The sequence below is a fragment of the Cupriavidus sp. a3 genome, from assembly GCF_051015765.1.
Lineage (GTDB): Bacteria > Pseudomonadota > Gammaproteobacteria > Burkholderiales > Burkholderiaceae > Cupriavidus > Cupriavidus oxalaticus_A.
On record NZ_CP170643.1, the window covers coordinates 1,274,673 to 1,299,745 of the forward strand.

At 65.2% G+C, this 25,073-nt stretch carries 34 protein-coding genes; 31 read left to right on the forward strand and 3 right to left on the reverse strand.

From position 1 onward, the window contains the following. Positions 1-8: 8 nt before the first annotated feature. Positions 9-707: a LexA family protein gene (locus ACAD63_RS06055; RefSeq protein ID WP_434033566.1), complete on the reverse strand. Its 699-nt coding sequence runs from the start codon at positions 705-707 to the stop codon at positions 9-11. Between the two features lie 106 nt (positions 708-813). On the opposite strand from ACAD63_RS06055, the gene ACAD63_RS06060 reads away from it, so the two are divergent. Further along, entirely contained in the window at positions 814-1,068 is a 255-nt protein-coding gene (locus tag ACAD63_RS06060) for a YdaS family helix-turn-helix protein (RefSeq protein WP_434033567.1), read from the forward strand. Here the strand turns inward: ACAD63_RS06060 and ACAD63_RS06065 are convergent. Then, positions 1,065-1,262, reverse strand: coding sequence for a hypothetical protein (locus ACAD63_RS06065; RefSeq protein ID WP_434033568.1), 198 nt, complete (start codon positions 1,260-1,262; stop codon positions 1,065-1,067). The genes ACAD63_RS06060 and ACAD63_RS06065 overlap by 4 nt on opposite strands. Positions 1,263-1,389: 127 nt before the next feature. Between ACAD63_RS06065 and ACAD63_RS06070 the strand changes: the two genes are divergently transcribed. The 3 genes from ACAD63_RS06070 to ACAD63_RS06080 are packed head-to-tail and all read left to right on the forward strand — an operon-like array spanning position 1,390 to position 2,689. Further along, positions 1,390-1,734 carry an XRE family transcriptional regulator gene (locus ACAD63_RS06070; RefSeq protein WP_434033569.1) on the forward strand — a complete coding sequence of 115 codons (345 nt, stop codon included), beginning with the start codon at positions 1,390-1,392 and terminating at the stop codon, positions 1,732-1,734. Beyond that, positions 1,731-1,865 (forward strand): hypothetical protein, encoded by a 135-nt coding sequence (locus ACAD63_RS06075; protein WP_434033570.1) that lies wholly within the window; start codon positions 1,731-1,733, stop codon positions 1,863-1,865. The genes ACAD63_RS06070 and ACAD63_RS06075 overlap by 4 nt, the downstream gene beginning before the upstream one ends. Positions 1,866-1,867: 2 nt before the next feature. Beyond that, complete coding sequence (locus tag ACAD63_RS06080) at positions 1,868-2,689, forward strand: hypothetical protein (protein WP_434033571.1); 822 nt, start codon at positions 1,868-1,870, stop codon at positions 2,687-2,689. A 2-nt stretch (positions 2,690-2,691) separates the two neighbouring features. On the opposite strand, the gene ACAD63_RS06085 is transcribed toward ACAD63_RS06080, so the two are convergent. Continuing rightward, on the reverse strand, positions 2,692-2,958 hold the full coding sequence (locus ACAD63_RS06085) for a hypothetical protein (RefSeq protein ID WP_434033572.1): 267 nt from the start codon (positions 2,956-2,958) through the stop codon (positions 2,692-2,694). On the opposite strand from ACAD63_RS06085, the gene ACAD63_RS06090 reads away from it, so the two are divergent. The 27 genes from ACAD63_RS06090 to ACAD63_RS06220 all read left to right on the forward strand — a co-directional run bounded on the left by ACAD63_RS06090 (position 2,957) and on the right by ACAD63_RS06220 (position 25,061). Then, positions 2,957-3,169 carry a hypothetical protein gene (locus ACAD63_RS06090; RefSeq protein ID WP_434033573.1) on the forward strand — a complete coding sequence of 71 codons (213 nt, stop codon included), beginning with the start codon at positions 2,957-2,959 and terminating at the stop codon, positions 3,167-3,169. The two genes, ACAD63_RS06085 and ACAD63_RS06090, sit on opposite strands and share 2 nt — an antisense overlap. Positions 3,170-3,228: 59 nt before the next feature. After that, positions 3,229-4,554, forward strand: a complete 1,326-nt coding sequence (dnaB, locus tag ACAD63_RS06095) for a replicative DNA helicase (RefSeq protein ID WP_434033574.1) — start codon at positions 3,229-3,231, stop codon at positions 4,552-4,554. Positions 4,555-4,561: 7 nt separating this feature from the next. Next, a complete protein-coding gene (locus ACAD63_RS06100) occupies positions 4,562-5,107 on the forward strand; it encodes a hypothetical protein (RefSeq protein ID WP_434033575.1) in 546 nt (181 codons plus the stop codon). 2 nt (positions 5,108-5,109) lie between these two features. After that, the gene (locus ACAD63_RS06105) at positions 5,110-5,673 is read left to right on the forward strand and encodes an SANT/Myb-like DNA-binding domain-containing protein (protein WP_434033576.1); all 564 of its coding nucleotides are present in this window, start codon (positions 5,110-5,112) and stop codon (positions 5,671-5,673) included. Between the two features lie 94 nt (positions 5,674-5,767). Beyond that, positions 5,768-5,968, forward strand: a complete 201-nt coding sequence (locus tag ACAD63_RS06110; protein WP_434033577.1) for a hypothetical protein — start codon at positions 5,768-5,770, stop codon at positions 5,966-5,968. Positions 5,969-5,970: 2 nt separating this feature from the next. Continuing rightward, on the forward strand, positions 5,971-6,393 hold the full coding sequence (locus ACAD63_RS06115; RefSeq protein ID WP_434033578.1) for a recombination protein NinB: 423 nt from the start codon (positions 5,971-5,973) through the stop codon (positions 6,391-6,393). Continuing rightward, positions 6,390-6,590, forward strand: coding sequence for a hypothetical protein (locus tag ACAD63_RS06120; RefSeq protein WP_434033579.1), 201 nt, complete (start codon positions 6,390-6,392; stop codon positions 6,588-6,590). Before ACAD63_RS06115 ends, ACAD63_RS06120 begins: the two co-directional genes overlap by 4 nt. 11 nt (positions 6,591-6,601) lie before the next feature. After that, positions 6,602-7,213, forward strand: coding sequence for a hypothetical protein (locus ACAD63_RS06125; RefSeq protein WP_434033580.1), 612 nt, complete (start codon positions 6,602-6,604; stop codon positions 7,211-7,213). 443 nt (positions 7,214-7,656) lie between these two features. After that, positions 7,657-8,112: a terminase gene (locus ACAD63_RS06130; protein ID WP_434033581.1), complete on the forward strand. Its 456-nt coding sequence runs from the start codon at positions 7,657-7,659 to the stop codon at positions 8,110-8,112. Continuing rightward, on the forward strand, positions 8,112-9,389 hold the full coding sequence (locus ACAD63_RS06135) for a terminase large subunit domain-containing protein (protein ID WP_434033582.1): 1,278 nt from the start codon (positions 8,112-8,114) through the stop codon (positions 9,387-9,389). The genes ACAD63_RS06130 and ACAD63_RS06135 overlap by 1 nt, the downstream gene beginning before the upstream one ends. A gap of 1 nt (position 9,390) precedes the next feature. Then, positions 9,391-10,824 carry a DUF4055 domain-containing protein gene (locus ACAD63_RS06140; RefSeq protein ID WP_434033583.1) on the forward strand — a complete coding sequence of 478 codons (1,434 nt, stop codon included), beginning with the start codon at positions 9,391-9,393 and terminating at the stop codon, positions 10,822-10,824. 3 nt (positions 10,825-10,827) lie between these two features. Beyond that, entirely contained in the window at positions 10,828-11,889 is a 1,062-nt protein-coding gene (locus ACAD63_RS06145) for a hypothetical protein (RefSeq protein ID WP_434033584.1), read from the forward strand. Between the two features lie 76 nt (positions 11,890-11,965). Next, entirely contained in the window at positions 11,966-12,571 is a 606-nt protein-coding gene (locus ACAD63_RS06150; RefSeq protein ID WP_434033585.1) for a hypothetical protein, read from the forward strand. A gap of 12 nt (positions 12,572-12,583) precedes the next feature. Beyond that, complete coding sequence (locus ACAD63_RS06155) at positions 12,584-13,555, forward strand: major capsid protein (RefSeq protein WP_434033586.1); 972 nt, start codon at positions 12,584-12,586, stop codon at positions 13,553-13,555. Positions 13,556-13,603: 48 nt separating this feature from the next. After that, positions 13,604-13,816: a hypothetical protein gene (locus ACAD63_RS06160; RefSeq protein WP_434033587.1), complete on the forward strand. Its 213-nt coding sequence runs from the start codon at positions 13,604-13,606 to the stop codon at positions 13,814-13,816. A gap of 64 nt (positions 13,817-13,880) precedes the next feature. Next, positions 13,881-14,348: a DnaT-like ssDNA-binding protein gene (locus tag ACAD63_RS06165; protein WP_434033588.1), complete on the forward strand. Its 468-nt coding sequence runs from the start codon at positions 13,881-13,883 to the stop codon at positions 14,346-14,348. Beyond that, positions 14,348-14,719 carry a hypothetical protein gene (locus tag ACAD63_RS06170; RefSeq protein WP_434033589.1) on the forward strand — a complete coding sequence of 124 codons (372 nt, stop codon included), beginning with the start codon at positions 14,348-14,350 and terminating at the stop codon, positions 14,717-14,719. Before ACAD63_RS06165 ends, ACAD63_RS06170 begins: the two co-directional genes overlap by 1 nt. 3 nt (positions 14,720-14,722) lie before the next feature. After that, complete coding sequence (locus ACAD63_RS06175) at positions 14,723-15,130, forward strand: HK97 gp10 family phage protein (RefSeq protein WP_434033590.1); 408 nt, start codon at positions 14,723-14,725, stop codon at positions 15,128-15,130. After that, on the forward strand, positions 15,127-15,525 hold the full coding sequence (locus ACAD63_RS06180; protein WP_434033591.1) for a phage tail terminator-like protein: 399 nt from the start codon (positions 15,127-15,129) through the stop codon (positions 15,523-15,525). Before ACAD63_RS06175 ends, ACAD63_RS06180 begins: the two co-directional genes overlap by 4 nt. A 60-nt stretch (positions 15,526-15,585) precedes the next feature. After that, positions 15,586-16,812: a phage tail tube protein gene (locus ACAD63_RS06185; protein WP_434033592.1), complete on the forward strand. Its 1,227-nt coding sequence runs from the start codon at positions 15,586-15,588 to the stop codon at positions 16,810-16,812. A gap of 87 nt (positions 16,813-16,899) precedes the next feature. Beyond that, positions 16,900-17,316: a hypothetical protein gene (locus ACAD63_RS06190; RefSeq protein WP_434033593.1), complete on the forward strand. Its 417-nt coding sequence runs from the start codon at positions 16,900-16,902 to the stop codon at positions 17,314-17,316. An 89-nt stretch (positions 17,317-17,405) separates the two neighbouring features. Next, positions 17,406-17,660 carry a phage tail assembly chaperone gene (locus tag ACAD63_RS06195; protein ID WP_434033594.1) on the forward strand — a complete coding sequence of 85 codons (255 nt, stop codon included), beginning with the start codon at positions 17,406-17,408 and terminating at the stop codon, positions 17,658-17,660. A gap of 1 nt (position 17,661) precedes the next feature. Beyond that, complete coding sequence (locus ACAD63_RS06200; RefSeq protein WP_434033595.1) at positions 17,662-20,250, forward strand: phage tail tape measure protein; 2,589 nt, start codon at positions 17,662-17,664, stop codon at positions 20,248-20,250. Positions 20,251-20,253: 3 nt separating this feature from the next. Beyond that, positions 20,254-20,910 carry a hypothetical protein gene (locus ACAD63_RS06205; RefSeq protein ID WP_434033596.1) on the forward strand — a complete coding sequence of 219 codons (657 nt, stop codon included), beginning with the start codon at positions 20,254-20,256 and terminating at the stop codon, positions 20,908-20,910. Continuing rightward, positions 20,907-21,458 (forward strand): hypothetical protein, encoded by a 552-nt coding sequence (locus ACAD63_RS06210; protein ID WP_434033597.1) that lies wholly within the window; start codon positions 20,907-20,909, stop codon positions 21,456-21,458. The genes ACAD63_RS06205 and ACAD63_RS06210 overlap by 4 nt, the downstream gene beginning before the upstream one ends. After that, positions 21,459-21,860 (forward strand): DUF6950 family protein, encoded by a 402-nt coding sequence (locus ACAD63_RS06215; protein ID WP_434033598.1) that lies wholly within the window; start codon positions 21,459-21,461, stop codon positions 21,858-21,860. A gap of 9 nt (positions 21,861-21,869) precedes the next feature. Further along, positions 21,870-25,061 (forward strand): phage tail protein, encoded by a 3,192-nt coding sequence (locus ACAD63_RS06220; protein ID WP_434033599.1) that lies wholly within the window; start codon positions 21,870-21,872, stop codon positions 25,059-25,061. The last annotated feature ends 12 nt before the right edge of the window (positions 25,062-25,073 follow it).

The following is a 25,073-nucleotide window of genomic DNA, read 5'->3' on the forward strand; positions in this document are numbered from 1 at the left end:
TTCTCGGCTTATTCCGGCACCCACTTCCCGACAACCACGCCGATGATGGTTGCGTTGCCGTTGATTGGGATGAATTTCGGGCCAGGCCAGTCAGGATTTAGCGGGCGCAGAAACTTGTGCCCGTTCTCAATGACCAGTTCTTTGAAGGTCGCCTCAGGTTCGTTTTCGAGCTGCACGACAACCCGTCGACCATGCTCGGCATGCGCCTCCGGCTCGACGTAGATCACGTCACCGTGCTGATAGCGCGGCTCCATGCTCGACCCCTCCACGCGAAGCGCGAATGCGCGCCTGCTCATCGGTCGCAGTGCTGGCAGCCACTGCTCCGCGTCTTCTTCTGTAAATCCCTTCACGACTTCCGACCAATTGCCTGCTTGAACCCAACTAATAAGGGGTATTTTCCCCTTCACATCAGGGCCCAACGTGAAGTTGTCCCCGGCCGAAAGGTCATTGTAAGGGTCCACTGAAAAGGCACTTTGCCCCTCTTTGGTGGGGTGGTGCGGATGCGAAGCGGCGAGAAGTTCATCAGCCGTGCACCCGAGAGCCGTCGCTATCTCAAGCGCACGTGCTTTCGGAGCCCCGCCTCTCTTCTTCCAGTTCGTGATGACGTTCGTGCCAACGTTGAGTTGGTCGGCCAGCCAGGCCTGTTTTCTCCCCGCGAGGCGAAGTTTTTCCTCAATCAGGGGCCAAGGGATGTTTGGATTTTCCATGTGCGCAAGGGTAGCTAAACGCTCACGACCTGTGGCTCACGGCACGACCGTAACAATGCTCACGTGGTGATTGCATAAAACTCACGCGCCGTGTATCTTGGTGTCTATGAACTCGACCCAAGAAAACGCCGCCATGCGGCTCGCTATCGACAAGGCTGGCGGCCTGAAGAAGTTGGCCGATGCCTTGGGCGAGAAGCGCACCCAGACCGTTGCCAACTGGCTCAAGCGCGGCGCTCCTATGGAGCGTTGCCCTGCCATCGAGAGTATCACCGGCGTGCCGTGCGAACAGCTGCGGCCCGACGTGAACTGGCACGAATTCCAACGGGTGCTTTGCGACCCGAATCGACAGAGGGCGGCCTAGCCCTCCGGATCTTCCTTGGCGACCTGAACCATGGCTCGCGTCCCGCGCAGCTGCTTCCGGAATTCGGTCAGCCAGGGATCCCCGAGGATCACGGGGCCGCCGCACAAGAGGCAGGTCTTGGCATCGACGGCGATGTCCGTCCGATTGCCGCAGGTAGCGCAGTGCGGAATCTCGGTCTTTTCGGCTTTGGGCATGGTGGTCTCGGTCCATGGCGCGGGTATTGGTCAGTTTAGCGGCATCGCTCTGATGCCTTCTTTTTTACGCAGTGCTCAACCGGTAACTCAACCGGTTACCCCATCAAATTTTCCTAAGGAGACCGGTGTGCAAGAACTGAGGCTGCTGGGAGGTGTGGTCAACGGGCCGGCATTCCTGCCCACCGACGTCATCGACGGATGCAAGACGTACCGGGAGGCGGTGCGGATCTCCTGGGCGCACCGCCGCATCAAGGGTATGACCCAGCGGACTCTGGCCGAGCTGATCGATTGTTACCCGCCGCACGTTTCCGACTACCTGCACGCGGACGACAAGGAAAGCCGGCGCAGCCTGCCTGGCGATCGCCTGAACGCCTTCGCAGCGGCGGTGGGCAACTGGGGCGTGCAGCAGTGGCTGATGCACCAGGCCAAGCTGACCGTGATGGAAGAGGTTATCGCGCAGAGGGCCGCATGACCCAACTGGACCAGATCAACGAATTGCTGCACCGGATCACCGTAGCCGAGACCCGCGAGGTCCGCATGGCCCTGTGCTCACAGATTAAGCAGTTGCTTGCCGAGATGCAGGGCACGACTGGGGGAAGGTAGTAATGGCTGGGGACTGGATCAAATTCGAGGTCAGCACGCCAGAGAAGCAGGAGGTGCTGGCCATCACCGTTGACATGGGATGGGACGACCCGGATTTGACGGTCGGGAAGCTGCTGCGCGTGTGGCGCTGGTTCGACCAACAGACGGTGGAAGGTAACGCTCCTGGCGTTAGCGCACCGTTACTCGACCGTATCGCAGGCGTTACCGGATTTGCGAAAGCGATGGCAAAAGTCGGCTGGCTGAACATTTCTGACGCTGGTCTCTCCCTTCCGAACTTCGGTCGACACAACGGTGAGACCGCAAAAAGTCGTGCACTCACCGCAAAACGGGTAGCGAAACACAAAGCTAACGCCAAGGGTAACGAGGAAGGTAACGCTGCAACCGTTACCGAAGAGTTACCTAGAGAAGAGAAGAGAAGAGAAGAGTCTTCTACTACCTCTAACGAGGTAGTTGTCGACAGCGTGCCCGCTGACGACTTCTCGCTAGACGGCGAGGGCAAAAAGACCACGCGTCCTGAATGCCCGCATCAGGCAATCATCGCCCTCTACCACGAGGTGCTGCCGATGTGCCCATCCATCCGCGAGTGGAACGGCACCAGGCAGGTCAACCTGCGCACCCGTTGGAATGAGGACAAGAAGCGCCAGAACCTCGACTACTGGAAGCGCCTGTTCACCTACGTCTCGCAGTCCGAGTTCCTGACCGGGCGCGCGAAGACGCCGGAAGGCCGTAAGCCTTTCCTTGCGGGCCTCGACTGGATCGTCAAGTCCGAAAACTTCACCAAGATCCGCGAGGGTCGCTATCACAGCGAGGAGGCCGCGGCATGAGCCTATTCCTCTGGATTCCCCAGCAGTCGATGCAAGACATCGATTCGCTCATTGCGTCGATGCTGCAGCACCGCGCCGAACGTTCGTGCTTCCTCCTCGGTGGGGAACAGCCCGAGAACGCTGTAACGGGTGTGGGGATTGCCGGCTTTGAAGGCGTCGATGTTCTCTCGAACCATCGTTGCCGCCGGTTCAACCCAGACGGCGTACCGGGACGGCGACTCGTAGTTGCTGATTGCCACCACCCACGTATTTTCGAGGAACTCAGTCATGGTTGAAGGTCGGGTCCTGTATCTGTTCGACGAGGATTTTAATCCCGAACTCATTGGCGACGATTCCTTGCCGGTCCAGTACCGGCTGAAGGCCCACGTCTTCGAAGCGTCGCTCGCAGCTAAGGCGATCATCTGGGGAGACCGTGTGGTCATGAATCGCTTCGGCCGCGCAGGTTTGATCCACAGCTTGGATAGCGGAGGCGCAGCATGAATGCCCCCGACGATTTCCCGCAGTCCCGTGCGCTGTTCAGCATCGAAGCCGAGCAGGCCGTGCTGGGCGGCCTGCTGCTCGACAACAGCGCTATCGATCGCATCAGTGGTCTGGAGCCGGCGCACTTCTACCGCGACGACCACCGCGAAGTCTATGGCGCGATCTACCGCCAGGTTTTGGCCAATCGGCCGGCTGATGTCGTGACCGTGTTCGAGGTGCTGCAGTCGCAGGGCAAGGCCGAGCGCGTCGGCGGCCTAGGCTACCTGACGCAGCTTGCGCACAACACGCCCAGCGCCGCGAACGTCGCCCGCTATGCCGAGATCATCCGCGACCGCGCCATGCTGCGCGAGACCGCCTCGGCCGCGCGCAAGGTGCTCGAGATGGTCGAGACACCGAGCGCCATGAAGGGTGCGGAAATTCTCGACCGAGCGCAGGCCCTGATCGGCGGTGTTGCGCAGATCGGCGTGCGCCGCGAAGCGAAGTTCCTGCGAGACCTGGCCACCCCCTTCGTCGAAGGCGTCGATGAGCGCTACCACGGCGCCGGCGACCGGGCTATCCCGACCGGCATCGGCTCGCTTGACCGCGCGCTCAATGGCGGCCTACGCGGCGGCAATCTGGTGATCGTGGCCGGGCGCCCCTCGATGGGCAAGACGGCGTTGACGACGGACATCGGCCTGAACATGTCGACCGATTACAGCGTGCTGCTGCAGTCGATGGAAATGTCCGATCAGGAGATCGTCGGCCGAGCGATGGCCAATCGCGGCGGGATCCACCTGTCGGCGCTGCTCTCCGGGCGCTTGGCGGATGCCGACTGGCCGCGCCTCACCTACGCCGTGCAGCACACCTGTGACCTGAACTTCGCGATCGACGATTCGCCGGCCCTGACGATGCTCGAGGTCCGCATGAAGGCCAAGGCCCACAAGCGCAAGCACGGCCTAGACGTGCTGATCGTCGACTACATCGGCCTGATGACCGGCGGCGAGGAAAAGATGCGCACGCAGCAGATCGGCGCTTACTCGCGCGGGCTGAAGGCGCTGGCGAAGGAACTGAACATTCCGGTCATCGCGCTGGCGCAGCTGAGCCGCAAGAACGAGGAACGTCCCGACAAGCGGCCGATCCTGTCCGACCTGCGCGACTCCGGCGACATCGAGCAGGACGCCGACGTCGTGATGTTCGTGCACCGCCCGGAGATGTACGACCCGAACAACGACGAGCTCAAGGGCTACGCCGAGGTGCTGATCCGCAAGCAGCGCAACGGCGCGCTCGGTGACGTGCCGCTGCTGTACCGCGGCGCCGTGACCAAGTTCGACGAGTGGACGGGCCCGTTGCCGACGGTTTCTGCCGGCGCGGCGGTGCGCAAGCGCGGCATCGCCGCAGATCTGTGAGGACAGCATGAGCGACTTCTTCGAAACCGTGACCGCAACGGAAGCGCCTGATTCGCAAGGGAATGTCCCCGCAGCGTTGGGTACGCCGACGTGCAATCTGAACATCCTGGCCATCGACATCGGTACCACCACCGGCTGGGCGCTGGGCATGCGCGACGGCGCGCTGCACAGCGGTAGCGAGTCCTTTGCGCCGCGCCGCAACGACGGCCCCGGCCAGCGCTGGCTGAAGTTCGCTGCGTGGTTGGGCGAGCGCGCGCGACAGGCCGGTGAGATCCACGCCGTCTACTACGAACTGGTGCTGCGCCACACCGCGGTGCAGGCCGCGCACGTGTACGGCGGGTTCGAGGCGCACCTGCAGGCCTGGGCAGATCGCAACAGGATCCGCCTGGTCGGCGTGCCGGTGCCGGTAATCAAGAAGGCCGCGACGGGGAAGGGTAACGCTGACAAGGTCGCCATGATCGCCGCCATGCGCAAGCGCGGCCATCGAGTGGTCGACGACAACCACGCGGACGCGCTGGCGCTGCTCGAGCACGCACGCAAGCAGGAGGCCTGACCATGCCGCGTTGGACTCCCGAAGAGGAACAGAAGCTGCGCGAACTGGTGGCCACCGGCCAGTCATATCGCGTGATCGGGGCTCATCTGGGCCGCGCCGGTGACACGGTGTTCGCCAAGGCCAAAGCGATGGGGCTCGGCCCGAAGCCACTGACCGGTGAACGCTCGCCTACCTGGATCGCCATCCTACGCATCTGTGCCGACGGCATTCCGCGCACGGTGCATGAGCTGGCCAAGGCCACCGGCGCCGCGCGGCACACGGTCGACTGCCTGTTCTGGGAACGGAAGAAGGCCAAGCAGGCGCACGTGGTGCGCTGGCTGACCGGTCACGGCGCGCCGGTGCCGTACTGGCTGCCGGTGCAGGGCCGGAGCGCCCGCCGCCCGCCGACGTTGACGCCGGCGCAGGTGTCGAAGCGATTCCGCGACCGCCTGCGGGAGAACGATCCGATTGCGTACCGAGCCTACCTGGCACGGACCACCACGCGCGCAGCGCTGAAGGCAGGCCGGGTGAAGCCACAGCACGCCATCGTGCGAGCACTTTTTGGAATGGGAGGGACCACGTCATGAGCAACTGGAACGGCTACTGCTGCTACTGCGGCGCCTTCGGGCACCGCGCGGACAACTGCCGCTGGAACCGCGGCGTTCGGCTGGCGAGGCAGCAATGAGCAACGGTCACGGAACGTGTCTGAAATGCAGGGGCGATGTCCAGGTGTTTGGCTCGCGCTGGTGCAAGAACTGCTACTACCCGGGTATCGACGAGACCTATCAGCGGTACCGGGACATGATCGAAGAGGGTTACACCCGCTACCAGGCGAAGGTCATGTCTGGCTGGGGCGACCCAGATGAAGCGAGGGAGGACTGAGCATGGCGGCGCTATACCGCGAGTTCACCCTGAAGTCGCCCGGCATCTGGCCGACGGTGCTGGCCTTCATCAAAGCCAATGCCGCGGCCTGCGCCGACAAGGGCCGCCCGCTGCGCATCATCGTGACGGCGGAGGAGCGGCGTCGGACGGGCGAGCAGAACGCCTTCTACTTCGGGCCGGTGCTGCGCGACATCGAGGAGCAGGCCTGGATCGACGGCCGCCAGTTCAAGCGCGACACCTGGCACGAGTACTTCGCCGACCTGTTCGCGCCGAAGGTCGAGATCGCGTTGCCGGACGGCCGGCTGTTCACGCGGCGCAAGTCGACGTCGGAATTCTCTGTCGGCGAGTTCAGCGAGTACGTGGCCAAGGTGCAGGCACACGCGGCCAACGAGTTCGGCGTCACGTTCGACGGGGTGCTGGGATGACACTGCCGGCCTACATGTTCCGCGACCCGGCGGTGGTCTACGAGCAGACCGAGGCCCGCAGCTGCAAGGGCTGCATCCACGAGAAGTCCGCCAGGCTGATGGGCGCCACGCACACGGTCTGCACCAAGCTGCTGCCGGGCGGCAAGCGGCGCCAGCACGGCCGGCGCTGCCAAAGTTTCAATGACGGGGAGAAGTGATGGAAAAACCGATGTTCGCAGACGTCTCGCACGCGCTGCACGTGTCCTACCTGGTGCTGTCGCTGCCGCCGCGACAGAAGGCGCCGTTCCGCAACATGCTGATCCAGCTGCTGGAGGCGATCGACGAGCCGACGGCCGCGCAGGAAAAGTGGCTGGCCGAGCTGCGCGGGCCGGCGGGGGAGTACGACCCCGACCGCCTGACCATGGACGAATACCGCGCGCAGTACGCCATGATCACCGACGCGGCCAAGACCCGGCTACCCAGCCCGGAGTACGCCGCGGTGCTGGCGCGCTACGCCCACGGGCAGGAGAAGCTGGCCGGCTGCAAGCGCCTGGCCATGTTCGCCCGCCGCTCGTGCGGGATCACCGCCGGCACGCTGCTGCTGGACCTGACCGCGCGCCACTACCTGCCGAAGCAGCTGCGCCAGGACATGACCGTCCGCGCGCTGGCGGAGAAGCACAAGACCGACCGCAACCGCGTCTTCCGTGCGGCGAAGTGGATGGAGGCGAACTACCGCGCTCTGGAGGCTCTGGCGCTGGAGCGGCTGGAACCGTCGTTCGTCGCCCATGGCCTGGTGCCGGACCGTACAGCGTGCAACGACTCGGAAAGCCTTGCGGCGTAAGGGATGGCGGGGAAAATATCCTTGCAATTTTGAGACAAGCGATGTAGATTTCCCCCAGACTCAGCCAAGCCCCGCCCGGTTCACGCCGGCGCGGGGCTTTTTCGTTGGAGCCGCGCCATGTCCCCTCTCGTGATGCTTTACCTGTGGTGGGGCGTCTGGGTGGAAGCGTGCCGCTCCTCGGGTAGCCGTAGTGGCAACAAGCCACGCGCTGAATAGGCGGAACGGTAAGGGCTGTAGGCATATCGGTAAGGACGATCTCCAGCAGTCGGAGTCAACCCCCGGCCAGAGGTGGGGCAAAACACTGGCAGCTGCCCGACGCGGTGACAAGCCGGTCTCCTCCCGTGCATCGCGGGTCTCCAAAGGCGGTGGGCGGGCAGCCCCCCGAATTCATCTACGCACGCGGAGTCGATGCCTGAGGCGTCGTTCCCTGAGGGACCGCGCACATGGCACGACCATCCAAGTACCAGCCGGACTTTGCTGAGCAGGCCCGGAAGCTCGCCCTGTTGGGCGCCACCAATGAGGAGCTGGCCGACTTCTTCGGCGTCAGCACCGCCACCCTGCGGAAGTGGGAAGCGGACTTCCCGGAGTTTCTGCTCGCCAAAAAACAGGGCAAGCAGGCTGCCGACGCCAACGTGGCCGACCGGCTGTACCAGCGCGCCTGTGGCTTCGAGCACGACGACATCGACATCCGGGTGGTGGGCGGCAAGATCCGCAAGACCAAGATCCGGAAGTACTACCCGCCGGACACCGCGGCCGCGTTCATCTGGCTGAAGAACCGCCAGCCGGCCAAGTGGCGGGACAAGACCGATCCGAAGGACGGGGACGACGTGCCGCCGCCGGTGATGGTGACGGTCAACGTGCACGATGCCAGCCGGCCCGAGCCTGAGAGCGATGCCTGATGCCTTCCTTGAACGTGCCCCAGGCGCAGTTCCTGGCCCTGCCGCACAAGTTCAAGGCGTTCGTGGCTGGCTTCGGCTCCGGCAAGACGTGGGTGGGCGGCGCTGGCCTGTGCAAGCACGCGTGGGAGTTCCCGCGCATCAACGCCGGCTACTTCGCGCCGACCTACGGCCAGATCCGGGACATCTTCTTCCCGACGATTGAGGAAGTCGCCGCCGACTGGGGCCTGATCGCAAAGGTGAACGCCTCCAACAAGGAGGTGCACTTATACAGCGGCCGCCGGTACCGGACCACGATCATCTGCCGGTCGATGGACGACCCCGGCAAGATCGTCGGCTTCAAGATCGGCAAGGCGCTGGTCGACGAGCTGGACGTCATGCGCAAACTGGAAGCGCAGACGGCGTGGCGGAAGATCATCGCGCGGATGCGCCAGGTCGCGCCCGGTCTGCTGAACGGCATCGACGTCACGACGACGCCCGAGGGCTTCAAGTTCGTCTACGAGCAGTTCGTCAAGGCGGTGCGGGAAAAGCCCGAACTGGCCGGCCTCTATGGTCTGGTGCAGGCGAGCACGTACCAGAACGCCAAGAACCTGCCCGATGACTACATCAGCTCGCTGCGCGCCAGCTACCCGCCGCAGCTGATCTCGGCGTACCTGCGTGGCCAGTTCGTGAACCTGACCAGCGGCTCGGTCTATGCGAACTTCGACCGGACGCTGAACCACACGGACGACACCATCCGGCCCGGCGACGCGCTGCACATCGGCATGGACTTCAACGTGCTGAAGATGGCTGCGGTGGTCTACGTGGTCCGCGGCGGTCTGCCCCGGGCGGTGGCCGAGCTCAAGGACGTGCGGGACACGCCGGAAATGGCGCGCATCCTGCGCGAGCGGTACCGCGCTGCCGGCCACAGCATCGTGATCTACCCGGATGCCAGCGGCAAGAACACGAGCAGCAAGAGCGCCAGCGAGTCGGACCTGTCGATCCTGCGAGGGGCTGGCTTCCAGATCAGCGTCGGCACGACCAACCCTGCGGTGAAGGACCGCGTGTCGTCGGTCAACGGCCTGCTGCAGAACGACAACGGCGAGCGCCGCCTGCTGGTGAATACGCACCAGTGCCCGGCCTTCACTGAGGCGCTGGAGCAGCAGCCGTACGACAAGAACGGCGAGCCGGACAAGACGACCGGCCATGACCACCTGAACGACGCCGGCGGCTATCCGCTGGTCCGCCTGTGGCCGATCGTGAAGCGGTCGGCGCAACGCACCAAGCTCCAAGGCACCTGACATGCCCGTTGACACCAAGCACCCCGACTACATCGCCGCGCTGCCCAAATGGGCGAAGTGCCGCGATGCCGTCAAGGGCGAGGAGGCCGTGCACGCCAAGGGCCAGACCTACCTGCCGAAGCTGTCCGGCCAGAGCGATGAGGCCTACGAGGCGTACAAGCAGCGCGCCGGCTTCTACAACGGCACCGGCCGCACGCTGGAAGTGCTGACCGGCCTGGTGTTCCGCCGGCCGCCGACCATCGACCTGCCCAGCGGCATGGAATCCGTGCAGGCCGACGCCGACATGTCGGGCACGCCGCTGCTGACCATGTGCGAGAAGACGGCGGACGAGCTGCTGCAGGTGGGCCGCTTCGGCCTGCTGGTCGACTATCCGACTCAGCAGAACGAGCCGCTGACCGTTGGCCAGGCCGAGGCGCGCGGGCTGCGCCCCTTCATGGCGCTATACACCGCCGAGGCAATAATCAACTGGTCGACCGGCCGGGTGGGCAACCAGACCACGCTGACGCAGGTGGTGCTGGCCGAGTCGGTGGAGGTGCGCAAGGACGAGTTCACGGTCGAGTGCAAGGCGCAGTACCGCGTGCTGGACCTGTTCGAGGGCCGCTACCGGGTGCGCCTGTTCCGCCCCGATCTGGCTCAGAACGTGGCGATCAGCGAGATCTTCCCGCTGATGAACGGTCGCCCGATGGGCTTTATCCCGTTCGTGATCTGCAACCCGACCGGCATCAGCTGGCAGGTGTCGAAGCCGCCGCTGCTCGACCTGGTCAACATCAACATGTCGCACTACCGCGGCACGGCCGACTACGAGCACGGGCTGCACTACACCGGCCTGCCGACGGCCTGGATCACCGGCCATGCCAGTCAAGGCGTCAACGAGGACGGCACCGCGGCAAGCGAGACGTGGTCGATCGGCTCCGGCGAGGCCTGGGTTATTCCGGAGGAGGGCGCCAAGGTCGGTTTCCTCGAGTTCCAAGGCGCCGGCCTGAGCCAGCTGAAGGACTCGCTGGACGGCAAGGTGCAGATGATGTCGACGCTCGGCGCGCGGATGCTGATGCAGGAGAAGCGCCAGGCCGAGGCGGCCGAGACGGCATCGATCTACCGCGCCGGCGAGAACAGCGTGCTGGCGTCGGTCGCCAACGCGGCCAGCTCGGCGCTTACCCGCGCGCTGGAGTGGATGCGCGACTGGATGGGCCAGAGCGGCGAGGTCAGCGCGCGCCTGAACACGGACTTCCTGCCCACCGGCCTGACGGCGCAGGACATCACCGCGCTGGTCTCGGCGTGGATGCAGGGCGCCATCAGTTGGGAAACGCTGTTCGATAACCTGGTGCGCGGCGAGGTGGTGGCTGATGGCTCGACGGCCGATGAGGAGCGCGCGCGGATCGACGCAGGCGCGCCATCTCTCGCGCCCAGCACAGCGGCGCCGCCGGCGGCCGAGTAATCCATGCGCAACCTGTCCCAGAAGCTCGCCGATCTGGCGGTGGAGCGCCAGCTTGACCTGAATCGGGTGATCGGCCACGAGTCGAACCTGGTGCTGACGGTCATGGAAGCGCTGCTGGACGACATCGAGAAGAAGATCGGGGCGCGCCCGCTGACGGAGTACCAGAAGACGCGGCTAAATCAGCTGCTGGCCGACGTCCGCGACCTGGTGGCCGACCAATACGAGACGCTGCAGGGCGACCTGTTCGACGACCTGAAGGATCTGGCCCAGCAGGAAGCGAAGTGGGTGCTGTCGAGCACCAACGGCGCGGTGGGCGTCGACCTGATGCGCGCGCTTGCGCCCACGTCGACGCTGAAGGCGCTGGTCGATACCGGCCTGTTCCAGGGCGCGCCGCTGGGGGACTGGCTGGATCGGCAGGCCGCTGACACTGCGTTCCGCTTTGCCAATGAGATCCGGCTGGGCGTGGCCGCCGGCGAGACCAACGCCAAGATCGTGCAGCGCATCGGCGGCTCGACACGCAAGGGCCTCACAGGCGTGATCGAGACCAGCCGCAGGAATGCCGACGCGCTGGTGCGAACCGCGGTGCAAACGGTGAGCGGGCGCGCGCGCAACCTAACGTGGGTGGCCAATGACGACATCGTCAAGGGCCGGCAGCAGGTGAGCACGCTGGACGGGCGCACGTCGGATGTCTGCATCGCCTACGCCGGCGCGTCGTGGAATCTGGAGGGCAAGCCGATCAACGGCACGAAGCTGCCATACAACGGCGGCGTGCCGCGCCACTGGGCGTGCCGTAGCACCGAGATCCCGCTGCTGAAGACGTTCCGGGAGCTGGGGCTGGACGCCGACGAGTTCACGCCGACCACGCGCGCCAGCATGGACGGGCAGGTCGCGGCTGACCTGACGTTCTCCGACTTCCTGGCCGGCAAGAGCAAGACGTTTCAGGATGACGTGCTCGGCAAGGGCAGGGCTGCCCTGTGGCGCGCCGGCACGATCACGCTGCCGCAGCTGCTGGATCAGCGCGGCAATCCGCTGACGCTCGAGCAGCTACGCGCCAAGTACGAATAACCGACGCCCGCCTGGCTGAGCCGTGCGGGCGTTTTTCATTGGGGCCGAGCCCCGCAACCCATCCCTGAGGGAATCCATGCCACTGGACCGCAACGACCCCGAAGTCAAGGCCCTGATCGAAGAAGTCACCGCCGCCGCGACCGAGGCGCTGAGCGCCAAGAATCGCGAGCTGCTGGGCGAGATCAAGACGCTGAAGGCCAAGGCCAAAGGCGCCGACATCGACCCGACCGAGCACGCCGCTCTGCAGCAGCAGGTGGAAGACCTGACCGCCAAGCTGGACAAGTCGGTCAAGGACGGCGCCAAGACGATCGAGAAGCTGACGGCAGACCTGACTGCAAAGGACACGGCTCTGACGCAGCACCTGATCGATGGCGGCCTGTCCGAGGCGCTGGCTAAGGCCGGCGTGGCGCCGCAGTTCATGGATGCAGCCAAGGCGCTGCACCGTGGCGCGGCGACGATCAAGGACGGTGCGGCGGTCATCGGTGACAAGCCGCTGGCCGAGCACATCACGGCCTGGGCGGCGAGCGATGGCGGCAAGCACTTCATCGCGGCGCCGGCAAACGGCGGGGGCGGCGCTCCCGGCGGCAATGGCAACCACAACCCACCGGTCGGCAACATGGGCGGCACGCGCGAAGAGCGCCGCGCTGCTCTCGCTGCCCGGCATCCCGAACTGAACAGCTAAGCGAGGTCAATCATGTCCCTGTCGCAAATGCAGGTCTTCAACAAGTACTTCATGCCCGCGATCATCGAGACGCTGGCGCAGGAAGTGGCGAAGTTCAACGCCGCGTCGCGCGGCACCATCCGCCTGACCACGGACGGCTTCGAAGGCGACTTCCTGCAGGAATCGTTCTTCGCGTCGATCCACGCAGCCCAGCGCCGCGTCGACCGCTACGCTGCCCAGGCTGCCGCCTCGGCAACCGACCTGACGCAGCTGAAGCGCTCGTCGGTCAAGATCGCCGGCGGCTTCGGCCCGATCCGCTATGAGCCGTCGCAGATGACCTGGCTGGACAAGCCGACCACCGAGGGCATCGAGGTGGCGTCGCGCAACTTCGCCGAGGCGCTGCTGGCTGACCAGCTGAACACCGCGATCGCCGCGCTGGTGGCTGCCATCAGCAACCAGGCTGCCGCGACGAACGACGTGTCGGCCACCGCCGGCATCAGCTACGCGGCCATGAACAACGCCTACGCGAAGTTCGGCGACCGCAGCCCGCTGATCCTGGCCAACGTGATGACCGGTCAGGTCGCGCACAAGCTGATCGGCCAGAACCTGACCAACGCGGTCAACCTCTACCAGGCCGGCAACGTCCAGGTGATCGACATCCTGGGCCGCGTGAACGTCATCACGGATGCCCCGTCGCTGTATGCCGCCGGCACGCCGAACAAGCAGAAGGTGCTGAGCCTGGTCGACTCCGCCGCGATCGTGCACGACGCGCGCGACATCATCAGCAACATCCAGACCACGAACGGCCAGACCCGCATCGAGACCACGATGCAGGTCGACTACTCGTTCGCCTTGGGCCTGAAGGGCTACACCTGGGACGAGGCCAACGGCGGCAAGTCGCCGGTGGATGCCGAGATCGCAACCGGTACCAACTGGGACAAGATCTCGACCAGCATCAAGGACACCGCCGGCGTGATCACCATCGGCGACGAAACCAAGAACTGATGAGCCGGGGCCCTTCGGGGCTCCGCCATCCCACTGATGAGGGAAACCATGGACAAGGAAGCCAAGAACATCTGGTATCTGGCCGGCCCGTTCTTCCGCTACGAGCAGGACGTCAAGGCCGAGGCGCGCAAGGCAGGCCTGCGCATCATCGACGCCAACGTGACGGACGACCGCACCGGCGAGGCCAAGGATGTGCCCAAGGTCACGCTGAAGCCGGAATACCGTCCGGCCAAGGTGAAGCAGGAAGCCGCGCAGGACTGACAGCGTCTGCTGACCATCGCCGCTCTACCCGGGGCGGCTTTGGTGAGCTGATGAGGATACGAACATGGCACTCGTCGTCGAAGACAGCACCGGCAAGCCCGATGCCAACAGCTATGTGAGCGTGGCCGAGGCCGACAGCTACCACGGCGACCGTGGCAACGCGAACTGGTCGGCGGCCACCACCAAGGAGGCGGCGCTGATCAATGCCACGAGCTACGTGGACAGCCTGTACCGGTTTCAGGGCCTGCGCGCGAGCGACACCCAGGCGCTGGAATGGCCGCGCGCCGGCGTGACTGGCATCCCGAAGCGGCTGAAGGATGCGGTCTGCGAACTGGCGCTGCGCGCGCTGTCGGGCCCGCTGGCAGCCGACGTGGCGCCCGAGCAGGTGATCGAGACGACCGTCGGTCCGATCACGAAGAAGTACGCCGCGGCGCCCCTCAACGGTGGCCGCAAGCGCTATCCGCTGGTCGACGGCATGCTGCGGCCGCTGCTGGTGGTCACGTCCGGTAATGTCCCGCTGCTGAGGGTCTGATGAGCTTCTACGACGAAATGGCCACGCTGGCCGACGAGCTACTGCGCGAGTTCGGCAAGGCGCTAACGCTGCGCCGCGTGGTGCCGGGCGCCTATGACCCGGCCAGCGGCACCTCGGCGGAGACCGTCACCGACTACCAGGGCACCGGCGCGCTGTTCGAATATGCCATGCTGGCCGCGGGCCAGACGTGGATACCCAGCACGCTGATCGAGGTCGGCGATAAGCAGTGCCTGCTGTCGCCCGCGGGCATGCCGCTGCCGACCACCGGCGACAAGCTGCTCGACGGCGCCGAAGTCTGGCAGGTGCAGAACGTCAAGGCCGTGAATCCGGCCGGCACGCCGGTGCTGTACGAGCTGCAGATCCGGAAGTAGCCAATGGCAGCCAACGACGAATTCCGCCGCAAGTTCGCCGCGTTCGTCGAGCGCGCCAAGGGCAATCAGGAACTGGTCGTGCGCAAGGTCTCGCTGGACCTGATGACCAGCCTGGTGATGAAGTCTCCCGTCGACACCGGCCGCTTCCGCGGTAACTGGCAGGTGCAGTACACCCTGACGCCGAGCACGCGCGAGCTGCTGGACAAGTCTGGCGCCGCGGCCATATCGGCGGCGCGCGCGGGGCTGCAGGGCCTGAACATCGGCGAGACGGCCTATCTGGTCAACCACCTGCCGTACGCCATCCCGCTCGAGTACGGGCATTCCAGCCAGGCGCCCGGCGGCATGGTGCGCATCACCTTGGCCGAGTTCGACCAGTACCTGACCCGCGCAGTGGGAGAGCTGAAGAAATGAGCAACGTCGCTGTCCGTAAGGCGCTGGAGACCCGGCTGAACGCCATGGCGCCGGCGCTAGCCACCGCCTGGCAGAACGTGCAATTCACCCCGGCCGCCGGCGTGCCATACCAGCGCGCGAATCTGCTGCTGGGCGCGCCGGAGAACCCCGCCTATGGCGAGTATTTCCGCGAGGTCGGCGTGCTGCAGGTGTCGCTGATGTACCCGCAGGGCACTGGGCCGGCGGCGGCCGATGCGCGCGCCGCGGCTGTACGCGACTGGTTCAAGCGCGGCACCACACTGGTTGCCGACGGCATCGAGGTGGTGGTGCAGCGCACGCCGGCCATTGCCGCGGGGTATGCCGACGGCGACAGATGGCGCGTGCCGGTCAGCATCCCGTTCTTCGCCAGCGCCTGACGCCGGCCCATCTCATCAACGCCTCGCCTTGCGCGGGGCATTTCTGTTTGGAGCAAGAAAATGCCCATCGCAAAGGGGTTGTTCAAGCAACTGCGGTACAAGCTGCAGACCGCGCAGGGCGTCGCGGCCGGTACCTCCGGCGGCCAGATCCTGCGCCGCGTCACGTCGGACATCTCGCTGAACAAGGACACCTACCAGTCCGAGGAGATCCGCTCCGACCAGCAGATTGCCGACTTCCGCCACGGCGTGCGCCGGGTGGCCGGCACGATCAACGGTGAAATCTCGCCGGGCACGTACGACGACCTGCTTGCCGCCATCCTGCGCCGCGACTTCACCGCGGTGACGGCCATTAGCGGAGCCAGCATCACGATCGCGGTGGCATCGCTGCTTGGCACGGTGCAGTCGTACACCGTCACGCGCGCCGCGGGCTCGTACCTCACCGACGGCATCAAGGCAGGCGACGTGGTGCGACTGACGGCCGGCGCGTTCAACGCCGCCAACCTGAACAAGAACCTGCTGGTGGTGTCGCTGACCGCACTGGCGCTGACCGTCATCCCGCTCAACGGCGTGGCGATGGTCGCAGAAGGCCCGATCGCCTCGGCCACCGTTTCGGTGCCGGGCAAGAAGACGTTCGTGCCGACCAGTGCGCACACGGACAAGTACATCACCTTCGAGCACTGGTTCGCTGACATCGCCCAGTCGGAGCGCTTCACCGACTGCAAGTTGGCGCAGATGGACATCAACCTGCCGGCGACCGGCATGGCGACGCTGGCAGCGCAGGTGCAGGGCCTGGACATGGTCACGGCCACGTCGGCGTACTTCACTGCGCCGGCAGTCGAAACCACGTCCGGCGTGGTGGCCGCGGTCAACGGCGTGCTGCTCGCCGGCGGCGTGCCGGTGGGGCTGGTCACGGGCATGAGCGCATCGATCAACGCCAACCTGACTGGCGATCCGGTGGTCGGCCAGAACACGTTGCCTGACCTGTTCCCCGGCCGCGTAGTGGTGACGGGCCAGTTCACCGCCTACTTCCAGGACGCGGTGCTACGCGACGCCTTCATCAACGAGACCGAGATCGGCATCACCTCGGTGCTGACGACCGGCAATACCGGGACCGCCGACTTCTTCGCAATGACGATGTCCCGCGTGAAGCTGGGCAGCGCCGGGAAGGACGACGGCGAGAAGGGCCTGATCCAGACCTTCAGCTTCCAGGCTCTGCTGAACGGCGCTGGCGGCGCTGGCACGGCCAACGAGAAGACCACCATTTCGGTGCAGGACTCGCTCGCATAAGACGAGCGGTCGACGGGACAGCGCTCCCACCCATGGGAAATTCGGCGGGCCGGCATGTGCTGGCCCGCATCTTTTTTGGAGCAGACGATGGAACAGAACACTGCGGCGCCGACGCGCTCGATCGCATCCCTGAACCTGGTGCAGGCCAGCGAGACCGGCTTCGAATTCGAGGTCAAGAACTCGGAAGGCATCGGCCTGGGCGTCTTCATCACGGTGCGCGGCGAGCATTCCGACACCGTGCGCGCGGCGGCGCGAAAGGAGATCAACGCCTTCCGCGAGCGCTCCTACCAAGCGGCGAAGAAGGGCGAGGCGATCGTCCCCGATCCGGTGGAAGACGACGAGGCCAAGGCCATTGCCGGCGCCGTGCTGCGCACGGTGGCGTGGCGCGGCCTGGACGAGCCGTGCACGCCGGACAATGCACGCCTGCTGTACACCGTCAACCCGGAAGTGCGCGGGCAGGTCTACGCCGCAGCTGCCCAGTCGGCAAATTTTCTGAAGGTCTGACGGCCGACCTGATCGCGTACGCGGAGCATCAGGCGGCGCTAGATGAGCGCCTTCCTGATGGCTCGACCGTCAGGCAGAACCTCGAATCGGTGGCGCGGCAGACCGGACGGCGGCCGGAAGGGCTGGACGGCCCGGAACTGCCGCCGGCGGGCTTCCAGCTCTGGGAGTGGTTCATGGAGCTGAACGCCACCAGGCCGGCCGGCATGGGCCTGTCACCGATCACCTACACCGACCTCCACGCCTTCTTCAGCATGATCGGCGAGCGCCCGGCGCGCTGGCAGATAGACGCCATCCGGCGGCTCGACCGCGTGGTGCTGGAGGCGGCCAACAAACGCAAGGCATAGCATGGACATCGCATCCCTCGGCATCGCCATGGACACCTCCGGGCTGGCGCGGGGGGAAGCTGCGCTCGACACCGCTGCGAAGACCGCTGGCCGGACGGCAGATGCCTTCGACACCGTCGGCGCCAAGGCTACCCAGGCCGGCAAGAAGGTCCAGCAGTCCGCCGCGCAGGCAGCGAACGCCATGCGCATGCTGCCTGCCCAGATGACGGACATCGGCGTCGGGCTGGCGACGGGCCAATCGCCGCTGATGGTGTTGCTGCAGCAGGGCGGCCAGCTGAAGGACATGTTCGGCGGGCTGGTGCCGGCCATCCAAGCGACCGCCTCGTACGTCGCTGGCCTGGTGAACCCTCTCACGGTCACTGCCGGCGCCGTCGCAGCGCTGGGCTATGCCTACTACGCCGGAAACAAAGAAGCCAAGGAGTTCAACGCCACGCTGCAGATGACCGGCAACTACGCCGGGCTGACGGCTTCCTCGCTGGAGAGCATGACGCGCCGGGTGGCGGCCGACGCGCGCACCTCGTTCGGCGAGGCGCGCGACGTGCTGATGGACTTCGCCAAGACCGGCCGCCTGACGTCTTCGGAGATGGAAGGCCTGGCCACCGTGGTGGTGCGCACCGCGGAGCTGACCGGCGAGAAGCTGGAAGACGTCAGCAAGGACTACGCCAAGGTCACCGCAGACCCGGCGAAGTGGGCGGCCGAGCACAACCAGGCCATGCACTTCATGGACGTGGCCACGTACCAGCACATCAAGGCGCTGCAGGACGCCGGCGACAAGCATGCCGCGGTGCAGGCGGTTATCGAGGCGGCCACGGCGCAGGTCGCCGCGTCGTCGGCGCAGCACCTGTCGAAGGCGGAGCAGGCCTGGCGCAGCCTGAGCGCCGGCGTCCAGCAGTTCTACGCGGAGCTGAAGAAGGGCCTGAGCACTGGCCCGACGCTGCAGGACCAGATCGACACCCTGACGGGGGAACGCCGCGACATCCAGGGCAACCGTCTGGCCGCGGGCCGGGTGGCGTCGATCGACAAGCAGGTCGCTCTGCTGCAGGAGCAGCAACGGATGGAGCAGCGCGCGGCGGAATCGTCGGCCGCCAACGCCCGGAAGCAGGAAGACGCCATCGCCGCCCAGCTGCGTGTCGACAAGATGCGCGACGAGGTGATGTCGAACGCCCAGAAGCGTCAGAAGGAACTGGAAAAGCTGGACAAGGACCGCGCTGCCATTCTGGCTGCCGGCGGCTCGTTCAGCGATGCCGACTACGCGCGCATGGTCAGCGGCATCAATGAGAAGTACAAGGATCCGAAGGCGAGCGGCGCCGGTGCCGCGGCGCTGGAGAACGCGCTGGGTGGCCAAATCGCCGCGCTGGAAGGCTATGCACGGCAAGCCAAGCAGATCGAGCACCAGTCCCAACTCGACCTGCAGCAGCAGCGGACGATGGGCCTGGTGTCCGAGCGCGAGTACATCCAGAAGTCTTATGACCTGAAGGAAAACGCGCTGCAGGACCAACTCGCCATTGCAGAACTGGAGGCGGAAGCAGCCAGCGGCCGCAAGTCGCTGGCTGAGCGCGAGCGGTACGCGTCCAAGGTGCAGGAGATCGAAGAGCAGATCGTCAACGTGCGCAAGGAAGGCACCAACGCCGTCGCCGCGTACGACAAGCGCGCGACCGATTCCCTGCGGGCCTATACCGACGCGCTGGACAACGCGCTGAAGCTGCGCCAGCAGGAGATCGGCCAGAACATCGCCGGCCTCGGCATGGGCGACACTGCGCGCGACCAGCTGGCACGGATCCAGCAGGCCAACCGCGACTTCGACCAGAAGTTCTACGACCTGAGCCGGTCGCGGCGTGAGGGGCGGATCAGCGAGGACGACTACCAGGCGCAACTGGCCGCGCTGCAGCAGTACCAGACGGACAGGGTGCTGCTCGAGCAGAGCGCCACGCAGCAGATGCTGGCAGCGCAGTCCAGCTGGGAACTCGGCGCCACCCGCGCGCTGGCCAACTACGCGGACGCCGCGCAGAACGTGTTTGCGCAGACCGAGAGCCTGTTCACCCGGGCCTTCGGTTCGATGGAGGACGCCCTGGTGAGCTTCACCATGACGGGGAAGCTCAACTTCGGCGATTTCGCCAAGTCCGTGATCTCGGACCTGATTCGGATCCAGACGCGCGCGGCGCTGTCGGGCATCTTCAGCCAGCTCGGAGGTTCGCTGCTCGGCATGGCGGGCGATGCAACCGGCATTTCGGTGGGCGGTGTCTATGGGCCGGCGACGCAGGCCGGGCTGGACAGCCTGGTCAGCAGCGTGAGCACCCGCGCATCGGGTGGCGATGTGCAGGCGGGAGTGCCGCTGCTAGTCGGTGAGCGGGGGCGGCCGGAACTGTTCGTGCCGGACAGCGATGGCACGATCATCCCGGACAACGTCCTGGCTCGCAAAGATGCACAGCAGGCCGCGCCGATGTCGGTCGAGATCAACAACACCTACCACATCGACAGCCGCACCGACCGCTCCGAAATCATCGCTTTCATCGACCAGAAGTCACGGCAGACGAAGGCTGAGATCCTGGACAGCATGAATCGCGGCGGCGCGTTCTCGCCGAAACGGTAAGCCATGACGACACTTACGTTCCCTGAGGACATCCTGCCGGCGAGCGCCATGTTCGGGCTGCAGTCAAACACGGAAAGCTTCACGTCCCCGCTGAACCGGGCCATGCAGACCGTGGAAAGGCCGGGCGCCCTGTGGAAGGCGCGCCTGACCTTCACCACCATGAGCCTTCAGCAGCAGCGCAAGCTGCAGGGCTTCCTGGCCGCGCTGAATGGTATGGCTGGTCGCGTGTACCTGTGGCCGCATGGGGCAGCGATCGCGGACATCGCCGCCGCTCCGGTGGACTCCACGATGGTGCTCAACTTCCTGTCCCAGTCGTACCAGATCAACGTCGCTCCAGTGGTCAACGGGGCGTTGATCGACTTCAACTACCTGCCATCGAAATACTGGCCGGCCAGCACGCTGGTGCTTCGAGCGGGCGAGTATGTGGAGGCTGGCGGCGAATTAAAGATGGTGACGGCAGACGTGGTCAGCGATGCGAACGGTATCGCGCTAGTTCCGATCGCGCCGTCGTTCCGCAAGGCACCGGCGGACCTCTCCGTGATCAATCTGGACAAGCCCAAAGCGTTCATGAGGCTGGCCAGCGACGTGTGGGAGTTCGTGAGCACGCCGGCATCCCGGCATGAGGCCTTCTCGGTCGACTTCATCGAGGTGCTGACATGACGCGCGCACTGGACGGCGGCAACGTCTCGCTGATCACTGCGGGCCATGTGCCGTATGTGTTCTTCGTGCAGCTCGACTTCTCGCAGCCGCTGCGGGTCTGTAGCGCTGGCTACAACATGGAGTGGAACGGCGCTACCTGGCTCGGTCTCGGTGCGCTGGGAGGCATTGAGCCGATCCAGGAGCGGGCGAGCCTCGAAGCAACGGGTGTTCGCCTGACGCTCAGTGGTGTGCCGACCGAATACGTTGCGATCATGCTCGCCGAGCAGTATCAGGGAAAGGCATGCCGCATCTGGTTTGCGCCGTTGCGATGGGATCTCCAGCTTGGCTTTGCGCCGATTCCATTGTTCTCGGGTCGCATGGACGTGCCAACCATCGATGTCGGCGAGACCGCGTCTATCACGGTGTCCGCCGAGTCGCGAATGGTCGCGTGGGACCGCGCGAAGGTGCGCCGCTACAACAACGAGGACCAGCAGAGCCGGTTCCCGGGTGATCGCGGCTTCGAGTTCGTGCCGCAGATGGTAGAGCGTCAGCTTCAGTGGGGAAGGTAAATGCAGCGATTGGAAGACTGGCCGACTCGGCTTGCCGAGTTTATTGAAGCCCGCCAAGAGCGGGCTTTTTCACGCGGTGTCAGCGACTGCTGCATGTTCGTGGCGGACGCGATTGAGGCAATGACTGGGACCGATCCGGCTGCGCGTTGGCGTGGACTCTACTTCACCGACAAAGGCGCGCATCGATTGCTGCGAGACAACGGCGGGGTAGTCGGTCTTTGCTCTCTGGTTCTTGGGCCTCCGATACCCGCGGCGCTGGCGGGGCGTGGTGATGTCGTTTTGATAGATGCGCCAGAAGGCGAGGCGTTGGCTGTGTGCCTGGGTGGGACCATCGCAGCGCAGGGTGGCAAGGGAATCATCTTCCTGCCTGCAACGGCTGCCAAAGCAGCATGGAAAGTCTAGGAGGTTGATATGGCAGAAGCTGTAGCTGCCGTAGCGGCATGGGCCTTTTCAGCCGCAGGCGGCGTAGCAGCCGGCGCAGCTGCTGTAGCTGCTGCAACGATTGCATACGGGGTTGCGTCCGCTGTCCTTACCATCGGCTTCTCGTTTGCGGTCGGCTCGCTCATGGGGGCGGTCTTCAAGCCGCGCACCCAAAACGGGTTTGCCGCCGAGGCACAGGGGCGCACGCAGATCGTCAGATCGAATGTCCAGCCGCGCAACATGATCTATGGCCGGGCGATGACGTCCGGCCCACTGGTGTTCGCAGCAAGCACCGACGGCAATGGCAAGACGAACCAGTTCATTCACCTTGTGGTGGCGCTGGCCGACCACGAATGCGATGCGATTGAGGAGGTGTACCTCGGGGAAGATCCTGTTGGTGGCATCGACGTGAACGGCTTCGTCACCGGTGGCAAGTTTCTGAAGCTGCGTGGCGAGTCCACTACGCATTCGAAGACTATCCCTGTCGGCCAGTCCCAAGTCACCTATGACGTTGACGAGACGGTCTATCGGGTGGTTTCCGCTGCCGGGTACACCGATGGCATGGGCTACGTACAGGAGTTCGCCTACACGGTGGACTGGCAACAAGGCTCGAAGACGGTAACCGTACGGGGCATTGACCCAGCTACCAAGATTGTCGTCATCACATATGAGGCGCTGCGGTCTAAGGCTCTGGTCCGGGTCAAGAAGCATCTTGGCTCGACCGATCAGGCCGCCGACGGCGACTTGGTATCGGAAGTGCCAGGCTGGACGTGGGACCACCGCCTGAGCGGTGTTTGCTACGTCTATCTGCGGCTGGAGTACGACGCCGACATCTTTCCGAACGGCTTGCCCAATATCAAGGCGGTGGTGCGCGGGAAGCGCCTGTATGACCCTCGCAACGGCGGTACGTACTGGTCGCACAACTGGGCGCTGTGCATCTACGACTACTTGCGAGACGAGCGCGGCTTCGGCTGTACCGACGCTGACATCGACGTCGCATCCGTGATCGCCGCGGCAAACATCAGCGACGAGCCGGTGCAGACCGACACGGCGGTGTGGCAAGAGCGCTATCTGTGCGATGGCATCGTCATGTCCGACAAGTCGCCGCGCGATAACCTGGCCGAGATGGTCACAGCTGGCGCCGGTGTGGCGGTAATCGCCGGTGGCGTATTCCGTGTGTTTGCGGGCGCCTACGATGTCCCGACGGTCACGCTGACGGAATCGGACCTGCGCGGGCCGGTGAAGGTGCAGCCGCGCACGTCACGCAAAGACCTGTTCAACGTGGTGAAGGGCACCTACGTCGATCCGGGCAAGTTCTGGCAGCCGGGCGACTTCCCCGCGGTGAGGAACGCGACCTATGCCGCCAACGATGGCGAGGTAATCGAGCGCGACATCGAACTGCCGTTCACCACCAACACGATCATGGCGCAGCGCATCGCCAAGATCATCCTGGAGCGGTCGCGGCAGAGCATCGTCGTCGAATTCCCTGCCAAGCTGACCGCTCTGCAACTGACCGCCTACAGCACGGTCAAGCTGTCACTGGCGAAGTTCGGCTGGACCGACAAGGTCTTCCGGGTGATGGACTGGCGCATGAGCGCCGATGGCGGTGTCGACCTGGTGCTGAACGAGGAGGCTGCCGCCGTCTACGACTGGAACCTGGGCAATGCCACCGTCGTCGATCCGGCGCCGGACACTAACCTGCCCAACCCGTTCTTGGTGGAGCCGCTGGGGCAGATCACGCTGGCGTCGGGCGAGGATCAGCTGATTCTCAGCTCGAGCGGCGTGGTCACGTCCCGGATGCTGATCACGTGGCCAGGGGCGCAGGATCTGGCGCTGTCCCAGACCGGCCGCGTCGAGATGGAGTACAAGCGCGCCGACAGCGCGGTGTGGTCGTCGATGCCGTCGCTGACTGCGGAGACGACGAGTCGACACCTTTCCCCGGTGGAAGATGGCGCCGCCTATATCGTGCGCGGCCGCTTCGTCTCGGCAATCGGCGTGCGCAGCAGCGCGTGGACGTACTCGGCGCTGCACGTCGTGACGGGGAAGATGGCGGCACCGTCCAACCTCACTGGCCTGTCCATGACGGTGCTAAACGGGTTGGCGAACCTGACATGGGACGCGGCGACCGATCTGGACGTGAGGAATGGTGGGCAGGCGCGGATCCGGCACACCACCGATCTGGTGCAGGCGAGCTGGGGCAGTGCCATTGACATCGGTGGCTATATCTCCGGCGCGGCCAATTCGGTGCAGCTGCCGCTGCTGGAAGGCGTGTATCTGGCCAAGTGGATCGATTCCACCGGCCACGAGTCGCCGACGGCTGCAATGGTCGTCACCACGGCGCCGTCGCTCCTGGCGCTGAACGTGGTGGCCACGGTGCAGGAGCAGCCGACCTTCGCCGGCGCCAAGACGAACGTCATCTACGACCCGGCGCTGAATGGCATCAAGCTGACCGGTGCCGGCCTGATTGATGACCAGGGCATGAGTGACGCCAGCGGGCTGTGGGACACGCAGCCTGCCATCAACACGCTCGGGCTGATCGATGACGTGGTCGGATCAGGTGGATGGGGCCTGATCGATTCGCTTGGCGGCATCGTCAGTAGCGGCGAGTACGTCTTTGCAGGCTCGCTCGATCTCGGCACGGTAGAGAAGTCGCGCCTGACTGCGACCATTGACGCGGTGTCGTTTGACACCGGCGACCTTATCGATTTCCGGTATGACCTGATCGACAGCTGGGCGTCGATCGATGGCGATCGGATCAACGACACCGCCGTCGCCCTGTACGTGCGCACCACCCCCGACGATCCTGCTGGCTCGCCGGCCTGGTCGTCGTGGCAGCGCTTCTCCATGGGCGACTACGAGGCGCGCGCCTTCCAGTGGAAGGTGGTGATGGAGAGCGGTTCCGCCACGCACAACGTAGTCGTGACAGGCCTGGCCGTGAATGTCGACATGCCGGATCGGCGCGAGTCGGGCAGGGACATCGTGTCGGCCGCAGGCGCAACGGCCATCACTTTCTCGAAGCCATTCCGGGCGCTGCCGGTGCTTGGCATCACCGCGCAGAACATGGCACAGGGCGACTACTTCGTCGTCAGCGGCAAGACCGTGTCTGGCTTCGCCGTGACCTTCTTCAACAGCGCCAGCGCGCCGGTTTCCCGCCGGTTCGACTGGGATGCGATCAGCTACTAACCAGAGAGGAAA